Here is a 9,743-nt window from a genome sequence, read left to right as displayed (position 1 = left end):
TCCACGAGCAGGGGCAGGGGCTCGCTGCTGGTGACCAGGTCCCGCAGCGGATGCCGGTCCAGGACCTCGTCCACCTCCGGCGTCAGCGCCGCCGCCAGACGCGACGCCGCGGGGCGGCTCTCGTCCCGCAGCGCGTCGACGGCGGTGAGGATCACGTCGCGCAGTCCCTCCTCCTCGGGCACACCGGCGGCCGCCCGCTCGTACAAGCGCGCGCCCTCCTCCAGGACGACGTCCGTGTCCATGCCCGCCGGGATCTTGATCTCGGCGTGGTGGCGCCAGGTACTGACCGGGTCCCCCCATGCCTCCACGGTGAACGTCCACAGGCCGGGTTCCCCGGCGGTGACCGTCGCGCCCCACCGGTCCGTCCCCGGGGCCAGCTCCCGCATCGGTGTCCACGGGCCGGGGCGGCCCTCGGGATCCTTCAGGACCGCGTTGGCGGCGACCGCGTCGTGCCCCTCCCGGAACACGGTCGCCGAGATCTCGAAGGTCTCGCCGGTGACGGCCTTGGCCGGCCGGCGCCCGTGCTGGACCACCGGGCGGACATCCAGGACGGGTATGCGCCCGACGGCGGTCGCGTCGTTCACGGGTGGTGGTGGCGACGCCGGTGGGCCGGCGTCGGCCGGGCGCGCGGGGCGTGCTTCGCCGCCGGGCGCGCGCGCCCCGGTGGTGCGGCGGTTGGGGGGTGCTGGCGAATGGTGCTTGGCGGGCATGACCGCTCCTGTCCGCGTCAACGTGGGTAGGCGGATGTCTGTGGGGAGGTGGGTCCTGCGTGGTGCTCCTGAGAGGGGTACCCGCAGGAGCCTTCCCACCCTATTCGGGTGGGCAATCCGGCACTTTGTTAACTACTCACGCGTATGTCGACACACAAGACCGGCCTCGTCCGCGACGGACGAGGCCGGCCCCCTGGCGTGGCTGCTCCTTCGCCCTACACGCTCGGCACCCGCAGTAATTTGTCCGGCGAACCGACGCCCCGGCCGGAGACCTTCCCGGTCGCCGCTCCGGCGGTCAAGGCCCTCCCGACCTGGGCCGGAGTCGATTTCGGATGATCCGCCAGGTAGAGCGCGGCGGCGCCCGCGGCATGCGGGGACGCCATCGAGGTACCCGAATAGGTGGCTCGCGCGGTGTCGCCCGCGGCGGACGCGGAGGTGATACCGACGCCCGGAGCGAACAGATCGAGGGCCGGACCGTGGTTGGAGAAGGCCGGTTTCGTATCCCCCCGGTCGGTCGCGCCGACCGTGACGGCCTGCTTGACCGCGCCCGGCGAGTACAGGCCGGCCGGCATGCCGTCGTTGCCCGCGGCGACCGTGTAGGTGACGCCGGAGGCGATGGAGGCCCGGACGGCGGCGTCCAGCCGGTCGTTGCGCGGGCCGCCCAGGCTGAGGTTGGCGACCGCGGGTTTCTTCGCGTGCCGGGTCACCCAGTCGATCCCCGCGATCACCCGGGCCGTGGTGCCCCCGCCCGCGGCGTCGAGGACGCGCACGGAGACGATCCGGGCCTTCTTGGCGACGCCGTGGGCCGTCCCGGCAACCGTGCCGGCGACGTGCGTGCCGTGGCCGTTGGCGTCCGAGGCGACCCTGTCGTTCCCGACGAAGTCCCAGCCGTGGCCCGCCCTGCCGTCGAAGTCCTCGTGGGTGGTCCGGACGCCGGTGTCGATCACGTACACCGTCACCCCCGCGCCGGCCGACCGGGGCCAGGTGTAGCTCCGGTCCAGCGGCAGCTTCGGCTGGTCGACGCGGTCCAGCCCCCAGGACGCGGGGTTCTTCCGGGTGCCGTCGAGGCGCACGCGGGTGTCCTGGACGACCGAGGCGACCCGCGGATCGGCGGCCAGCCGCCCGGCCCGTCTCTCGTCCGCCCGGACCGCGTACCCGTTCAGGACCGTGCCGTAGATGTGGCTGATCTCCACCCCGTACTTTCCGGCGAGGCCCTGTCCGGCCGCCGACCGGGCTCCCGTGCCCTCCTTCAGTGTCACCAGGTAACTCCCGTGCACGGAGCCGGGTGATCCGGCGCCGAGTATCCGCCCCTCCGGTACGGCGTGCGCGGGCAGGGTGATGGCCGAAAACGCCGCGGCACAGATCGCCGCGGCCAGGCCCCCCGTCCAGCGCAGACGCCGCTCGCGCGTCCGAGCCATGGTCCGAGTTCCCCTCCTCGAGGCGGCGTACGGCTGCCGCGCGGCGCCGCGAGCGGCGGGCGCGGGCCGGTACGCCAGAGGCAGCCTCTCGTGGCGCGTGAAGCACCACAAGGACGCCTACGGGGGCGGAATCGGCCATATCCGCGGATGGTGCCGTTCAGGCCGATCGGGCGTCGGGTGGCGGAGCCTCAGCGGCCGGGGCACCGACGCCGGTACTGTCGTAGGAGACGTCGTTGAAGCCCTGCGAAATCCAGCGAACGCGCCGAGGTGGAACCCGTGAAGGCGATCCGTCGATTCTCCGTCCGCCCCGTTCTCCCCGAACCCCTCCGGCCCCTCAGTGACCTGGCCCGCAACCTGCGCTGGTCGTGGCACGCGGAGACCCGTGACCTGTTTCAGTCCGTCGACCCCGAGCGGTGGGCCGCCTCGGGCGGCGACCCCGTCCGGCTGCTCGGCAGCGTGCCGCCCGCACGGCTGGCGGAGCTGGCCGGAGACGGCCCGTTCCTGCACCGCCTCGCCGCGGTCGCGGGCGATCTGAACGACTACACGACCGGCGACCGCTGGTACCAGACCCAGCCCGAGGAACTGCCCGCCGCCATCGCCTACTTCTCACCCGAGTTCGGCATCACGGCCGCCCTGCCCCAGTACTCCGGCGGCCTCGGCATCCTGGCCGGCGACCACCTCAAGGCGGCCAGCGACCTCGGCGTCCCGCTGATCGGCGTCGGCCTGCTCTACCGGCACGGCTACTTCCGCCAGACCCTGTCCCGCGACGGCTGGCAGCAGGAGCACTACCCCGTCCTCGACCCGAACGAGCTGCCCGTCGTCCAGCTCGAGGAGCCCGACGGCGCCCCCGCCCAGGTCTCCCTCGCCCTGCCCGGCGGCAAGCAGCTGCACGCCCGGATCTGGCTGGCGCAGGTCGGCCGGGTCCCGCTGCTGATGCTCGACTCCGACGTGGAGGAGAACGACCTCGGCGAGCGCGGCGTGACCGACCGGCTCTACGGCGGCGGCAGCGAGCACCGGCTGCTCCAGGAGATGCTCCTCGGCATAGGAGGGGTCCGGGCGGTACGCACGTACTGCCGCCTGACCGGCCACCCCGAGCCGGAGGTGTTCCACACCAACGAGGGACACGCCGGGTTCCTCGGGCTGGAGCGGATCGCCGAACTCTGCGCCGCGGGGCTGGACTTCGACTCCGCGCTGGAGTCGGTCCGCGCCGGGACCGTCTTCACCACCCACACCCCCGTCCCGGCCGGCATCGACCGCTTCGACCGCGAGCTGGTCGCCCGCCACTTCGGCCCCGACGCCGAGCTGCCCCGCATCGACGTCGAGCGCGTCCTCCGGCTCGGCATGGAGACCTACCCCGGCGGGGAGCCCAACCTCTTCAACATGGCCGTGATGGGCCTACGCCTCGCCCAGCGCGCCAACGGGGTCTCCCTGCTGCACGGCAACGTCAGCCGGGAGATGTTCGCCGGCCTGTGGCCCGGCTTCGACGCCGACGAGGTGCCGATCACGTCCGTGACCAACGGGGTGCACGCCCCGACCTGGGTCGCCCCCGAGGTGTTCCGGCTCGGCGCCCGGCAGATCGGCGTCCAGCGCGCCGAGGACGCGCTGACCGTCGGCGGCTCGGACCGCTGGGACGCGGTGGCCGACATCCCCGACCAGGAAATCTTCGACCTGCGCCGGGTGCTGCGCGAGCAACTCGTCACCGAGGTGCGCGAGCGGCTGCGGGCCTCCTGGCGGCAGCGCGGCGCCCATACCGCCGAACTGGGCTGGGTCGACGGGGTGCTCGACCCGGACGTCCTCACCATCGGCTTCGCCCGGCGCGTCCCGTCGTACAAGCGCCTGACGCTGATGCTGCGCGACCGGGACCGGCTGATGGACCTGCTGCTGCACCCCGAGCGGCCGGTCCAGATCGTCGTGGCGGGCAAGGCGCACCCCGCGGACGACGGCGGGAAGCGGCTGGTGCAGGAGCTGGTGCGGTTCACGGACGACCCACGGGTGCGCCACCGGATCGTGTTCCTGCCGGACTACGGCATGGGCATGGCGCAGAAGCTCTACCCGGGCTGTGACATCTGGCTGAACAACCCGCTCAGGCCGCTGGAGGCCTGTGGCACGTCCGGCATGAAGGCGGCGCTCAACGGCTGTCTCAATCTGTCCGTCCTCGACGGCTGGTGGGACGAGTGGTTCCAGCCCGACTTCGGCTGGGCGATCCCCACGGCGGACGGTGCCGGGACCGACCCGGACCACCGCGACGACATAGAGGCCGCGGCGCTGTACGACCTGCTGGAGCAGCGGGTGACGCCCCGCTTCTACGAGCGCGGGCAGAGCGGGCTGCCCGACCGGTGGATCGAGATGGTCCGGCACACGCTGAGTCTGCTCGGTCCGAAGGTGCTGGCGGGGCGGATGGTCCGGGAGTACGTGGAGCGGCTCTACGCGCCCGCGGCCCTCTCCCACCGGTCCATGGGCCCGGATGCGGCGCGGGACCTCGCCGAGTGGAAGGGGCGGGTGCGGGCGGCGTGGCCGGGGGTCACGGTCGACCACGTGGAGACGTCGGCGTCCGACGCGCTGGCCGAGCTCGGTACGACGCTGGGGCTGCGCGTGCGGGTCGCCCTCGGCGATCTCGGGCCGGACGATGTCGATGTGCAGGTCGTCTCGGGGCGGGTGGACGAGGAGGACCGGATCGGTGACGCGACGGTCGTGCCCCTGAAGCCGGTCGGGTCTCCCGACCAGGACGGGCGCTGGGTCTATGAGGGGCCCTTGTCGCTGGATCGCACCGGGCCTTTTGGGTATACGGTGCGGATCCTTCCCGCGCATCGGCTGATGGCTTCCAGCGCGGAGTTGGGCTTGGTTGCCGGCCCCTCTGAGGAACTGGTGGCGGCTGCGGGGTTGCTGATGCGGTGAGTTCGCCGTCTGCGGGCGCGTGGGGGCTTGTCGCGCCCACGCGGCGGGGCCGCACATCGATCCGGCCCCGCGCCCCTCAGGCGTCCGCACCACCCTGCGTCGACAAGTTCCGGAGGACGGTGCCGCACCTGCGTGCGTACGCGTGCTGGAAGCCCCTGGTCGCGGGGCCGCCGGCCTTTGCGTACCACTTGGCCGCCCGGCTGAAGGCGTTCACGGTGAGCCACACCGTGCCGTCGCCCGTGCGGTCGACCACGAAGGACTCCTCGCCGGTCTCCGGGTGGCCGGGCAGCGTGCCGTAGGCCCAGCCCGCGCGGCGGGGTTCCTCGACCGTCCAGACCACGCGGCAGGGAGCCTTGATCATGCCGGCCAGGGTGACGGTGACGTCGACACCGGGGGCGGCGCGTTCCTCGCTCGCGTCCAGGCCGACGCCCATCGCGCGGTGCATCTCCCAGGTGAGGACCGCTTCCGAGGCCCGGCGGAAGACCTCCTCGCCCTCGCCGAGACGGGTGCGGACGTTCATGAGGTGGAAGCCCGGCGGGCAGAAGCCCTCGTCGCGGGTGGCGCCGACATCGGCGTAGGTGAAGTCTTCCGAAGACATGGGCACCAAGAGTAGGGCGGCACCCGGACCTGCCTCCGCTCCGGGTACCGCCCATGGGTCGTGCTTCGGTCAGCCGACGTTCACGGCCGACCAGGCGGACGCGACCGCCTTGTACTCGGTGCTGCTCGCTCCGTACAGCGCCGAGGCCGCGTTCAGGGTCGCCGTGCGGGCGGCCGCGTACTTGGTCGTCGACGTCATGTACGTCGTCAGCGCCTTGTACCAGATCTGCAGCGCCTTGGTGCGGCCGATGCCGGTGACCGTGGAGCCGTTGGAGGTGGGCGAGTTGTAGGTCACGCCGTTGATCGTCTTCGAGCCGCTGCCCTCGGACAGCAGGTAGAAGAAGTGGTTGGCGGGGCCGGAGGAGTAGTGCACGTCCAGGCTGCCCAGGCTGGAGGACCAGGCGTCGGCGGAGTCGCCGTCCTTGCTGGGCTTGTCCATGTAGCGCAGCGGGCTGCCGTCGCCGTTGATGTCGATCTCCTCGCCGATGAGGTAGTCACCGACGTCGGAGGAGTTGTTGGCGAAGAACTCGGCGCCCGCGCCGAAGATGTCGCTGGTGGCCTCGTTCAGGCCGCCGGACTCCCCGCTGTAGTTCAGGCCCGCCGTGGCGGACGTCAGGCCGTGGCTCATCTCGTGCGCGGCCACGTCGAGCGAGGTGAGCGGGTGGGTGTTGCCCGAGCCGTCGCCGTAGGTCATGCAGAAGCAGCTGTCCGACCAGAAGGCGTTGACGTAGCTGTTGCCGTAGTGGACGCGCGAGTAGGCGGCCTTGCCGTCGTTGCGGATGCCGCTGCGGCCGAAGGTGCTCTTGTAGAAGTCCCAGGTGACCTGGGCGCCGTAGTGGGCGTCGGCGGCGGCCGTCTCCAGGTTGGACGGGTTGCCGGTGCCCCAGACGTCGTCCGGCCCGGAGAAGAGGGTGCCGGTGCCGGAGGTGCCGCGGTTCAGGTTGTACGTCTTGTGGCCGCCGCGCGTGCCGTCGGTCAGGTTGTACGTCGACCCGGACTTGGTGGTGGTGAGGTCGACCTTGCCGCTGTACGTGGTGGTGCCGGTGCCGGTCTCGATGGCCTGGTACTCGTACAGCTTCTTGCCGGTGGTGGCGTCGGTGACGACGTGCAGCTCGTTCGGAGTGCCGTCCTCCTGGAGGCCGCCGACGACCGTCTCGTAGGCGAGGGTGGGCTTGCCGTCGGCCGCCCAGATCACCTTGCGGGGCGCGGAGTTCGCCTCGGTCTTCTCCGAGCCGGCCGCCTTGGCGAGGGTCATGGCCTGCTTCTCCGCCTTGGCGGCCGTGACGGCCGGCTTGAGCGAGGCGACCTTGAGCGTGGCCTTCGTGGCTCTGGTGACGCCCTTGGCCGCGCCGGACTTCGACTCGTGCACGACGAGATCGCCGCCGAGGACCGGCAGACCGGCGTAGGTCCGCTCGTAGCGGGTGTGGACGGTGCCGTCGGCGTCCTTGACGACGTCTCTGACGACCAGTTCCTCCTGGGCGCCGAGTCCTATCTCGTCCGCGGTCCGCGTGGCGTCCGCCTGCTGCTCCTGGATGAGCGCGGTGCGGGCCGGCGCGGAGAGCAGCACGGGGGCGGCGGCGAGGGCCGGCTTGCTCGCGGAGTCCGCGGCGACGCTGCTGCCGGGGGTCAGGCCGGTGGTGAGCAGGGCACCGGCGGCGACGGCGGTGGCGATGGCCAGCGTGGCGCGCTTGTGACGCGCGTAGAGAGGGGAGGTCACACAAGCTCCTAGGTGTGGGGGAAGTGCTGGGGTGCTGTGCGGCGTGGGGGAAGAGTGGCACTTGGGGCGCGTACATGTCAGGAGTGGGGCGTGATGTTGGCCGGAATTCGACGACGAGATGTACGCGAGGGCATGGGAAACGGACGCCGCCCCGGGGGATTCGAACCCACCGGGGCGGCGCCCTGACTTGAGGGGCCTACGGGCCTACGGGCCTGTGAGCCACGGGCCTACGGGCCTACGGTCTACGGGAACGTCAGCTTCCAGCTGTTGATGTAGCCGGTGTCGACGGCCGCGTTGTCCTGCACTCGCAGCTTCCAGACGCCGTTGGCCACCTCGGAGGAGGCGTTCACCGTGTAGGTGGTGTCGATGTTGTCCGCGCTGCCGCCGGTGCCGTACCCCTTCAGCGTGTACGCCGTGCCGTCGGGGGCGACCAGCTCCACCTTGAGGTCACCGATGTAGGTGTGGACGATGTCCACCGCGACCTGGAGGTTGGACGGCGCGTTGCCCGTCCGTCCGGAGACGGTGACCGACGAGGTGACCGCGGCGCCCCGGTCCGGGATCGCCACGTCGGCGGCGTTCTCGAAGGACGTGCCGCCGCCTCCTCCTCCGTCGCCGGGACGGGTGCCGACGTTGATGCCCGCCCACGCGTGCTGGACCGCCTTGTACTCGGCGCTGTCCGTGCCGTAGAGCTCACCGGTGGCCGCGAGGGTGCCGGTGCGGGCGCCCGCGTAGTTGGTGGTCGAGGTGAACTTCGTGGTGAGCGCGCGGAACCAGATCTTCTCCGCCTTGTCCCGGCCGATGCCGGTGACCGGAAGGCCGTCCGAGGTGGCCGAGTTGTACGTGACACCGTTGATGGTCTTGGTGCCGCTGCCCTCGCTCAGCAGGTAGAAGAAGTGGTTCGCAGGGCCGGACGAGTAGTGCACGTCGATCGAGCCGATGCCCGAGTACCAACTGTCCTTGGACGAGCCGTCCTTGCTCGGCTTGTCCATGTAGCGCAGCGGCGTGCCGTCGCCGTTGATGTTGATCTCCTCGCCGATGAGGTAGTCACCGACGTCGGAGGAGTTGTTCGCGTAGAACTCGACGGTCGAGCCGAAGATGTCGGAGGTCGCCTCGTTCAGACCGCCGGACTCGCCGCTGTAGTTGAGGCCGGCGGTGTTCGAGGTGAGCCCGTGGGTCATCTCGTGCGCGGCCACGTCGATCGACGTCAGCGGGTTCGCGTTGCCCGAGCCGTCGCCGTAGGTCATGCAGAAGCAGCTGTCCGACCAGAACGCGTTGACGTAGTTGTTGCCGTAGTGGACCCGGGAGTACGCGCCCACGCCGTCGCCGCGGATGCCGGAGCGGCCGTGCACGTTCTTGTAGTAGTCCCAGGTCAGGGCGGCGCCGTAGTGCGCGTCGGCACCTGCGGACTCCAGGTTGGACGGGGTGCCGTTGCCCCAGACGTCGTCCGGGCCGGAGAAGAGGGTGCCGGTGCCGGAGGTGCCGCGGTTGAGGTTGTACGTCTTGTGGTTGCCGCGGGCGCCGTCGGTGAGGTTGTACGTCGACCCGGACTGGGTGGTGGTGAGGTCGACCGTGCCGGAGTACACCGTGTTGCCGGTGCCGGTCTCGATCGCCTCCCACTCGAACAGCTTCTCGCCGGTGGTGGCATCGGTGACGACGTGCAGTTCCTGCGGGGTGCCGTCGTGCTGGAAGCCGCCGACGACCGTCTCGTAGGCCACGACCGGCTTGCCGTTCGCGGCCCAGATCACCTTGCGGGGCTCGCGGTTGATGCCGGGGCTCTTGGCCTCGTCGGCCTCGCCGGCGGTCAGGGCCTGCTGCCGGGCCTTCGAGGCGGGCACCGAGGTCTTCGTCGTGGCCGGCTTGATGGCGGCCCGGGTGGCCCTCACGACGGCCGCGGTGGCGTCCGCCTTCGTGCTCTCCACGACCAGGTCGCCGCCGAGGACCGGCAGGCCGTCGTAGGTGCGCTCGTAGCGCGTGTGCACGGTGCCGTCGCGGTCCTTCAGGACGTCGCGGACGACCAGCTTCTCCTTGGCGCCGAGGCCGAGGTCCTTCGCGGTCTCGGTCTTGCCGGCCTCCGCCTCGCGGATCAGCGCGGCGCGCTGGGCGGGGCTGAGCTTGACCGACTCCGAGCCGGGGATCGCCTTGCTCGCGGCCGACGGTGCCTTCTCCGGGGCTGCGACGGCGGTGCCGCTCTGGACGGCGGCGGCGATCAGCGCGGCGACGCCGGCGAGGGCCACGGCCGCGGTGCGGCGGGGGGTGTGGGGAGTGCGTCTGTGGGAGGTGCCTCTTCGTGAGGAACTGCTTCTCAACACTGACTCCTTCTGCGGGACCGGGGGTCGCCCGGCCTGGGGAGGTGGAGGTGTTGCTGTGGGGTTCCTGTGGAGCAGTCGTGGGAAGCGTGGCAGGGGA

At 71.5% G+C, this 9,743-nt stretch carries 6 protein-coding genes; 1 reads left to right on the top strand and 5 read right to left on the bottom strand.

The annotated features are described in order from the left end of the window. Window positions 1-710: maltotransferase domain-containing protein (locus AB0G20_RS36200; protein WP_361310196.1), on the bottom strand; the 710-nt coding region annotated here is incomplete at its 3' end. A gap of 215 nt (window positions 711-925) precedes the next feature. Further along, entirely contained in the window at window positions 926-2,128 is a 1,203-nt protein-coding gene (locus AB0G20_RS36195) for a S8 family peptidase (RefSeq protein ID WP_361310194.1), read from the bottom strand. Between the two features lie 276 nt (window positions 2,129-2,404). Between AB0G20_RS36195 and AB0G20_RS36190 the strand changes: the two genes are divergently transcribed. Next, the gene (locus tag AB0G20_RS36190) at window positions 2,405-5,023 is read left to right on the top strand and encodes a glycosyltransferase family 1 protein (protein ID WP_361310192.1); all 2,619 of its coding nucleotides are present in this window, start codon (window positions 2,405-2,407) and stop codon (window positions 5,021-5,023) included. Between the two features lie 76 nt (window positions 5,024-5,099). Here AB0G20_RS36190 and AB0G20_RS36185 read toward each other — a convergent pair whose 3' ends face one another. From AB0G20_RS36185 to AB0G20_RS36175, 3 genes are all read right to left on the bottom strand, one after another. Then, window positions 5,100-5,621, bottom strand: a complete 522-nt coding sequence (locus AB0G20_RS36185; protein ID WP_361310190.1) for a DUF1990 domain-containing protein — start codon at window positions 5,619-5,621, stop codon at window positions 5,100-5,102. A gap of 69 nt (window positions 5,622-5,690) precedes the next feature. Continuing rightward, window positions 5,691-7,337, bottom strand: a complete 1,647-nt coding sequence (locus tag AB0G20_RS36180) for a M4 family metallopeptidase (protein WP_361310187.1) — start codon at window positions 7,335-7,337, stop codon at window positions 5,691-5,693. A gap of 242 nt (window positions 7,338-7,579) precedes the next feature. Next, complete coding sequence (locus AB0G20_RS36175; protein ID WP_361310185.1) at window positions 7,580-9,643, bottom strand: M4 family metallopeptidase; 2,064 nt, start codon at window positions 9,641-9,643, stop codon at window positions 7,580-7,582. Between the last annotated feature and the right edge of the window lie 100 nt (window positions 9,644-9,743).

The organism is Streptomyces sp. NPDC024017 (assembly GCF_040638895.1).
Classification (GTDB): Bacteria; Actinomycetota; Actinomycetes; order Streptomycetales; family Streptomycetaceae; genus Streptomyces.
Note: the sequence above shows the minus strand (reverse complement) of the source record. Positions and strands in the feature narration are given on the sequence as shown.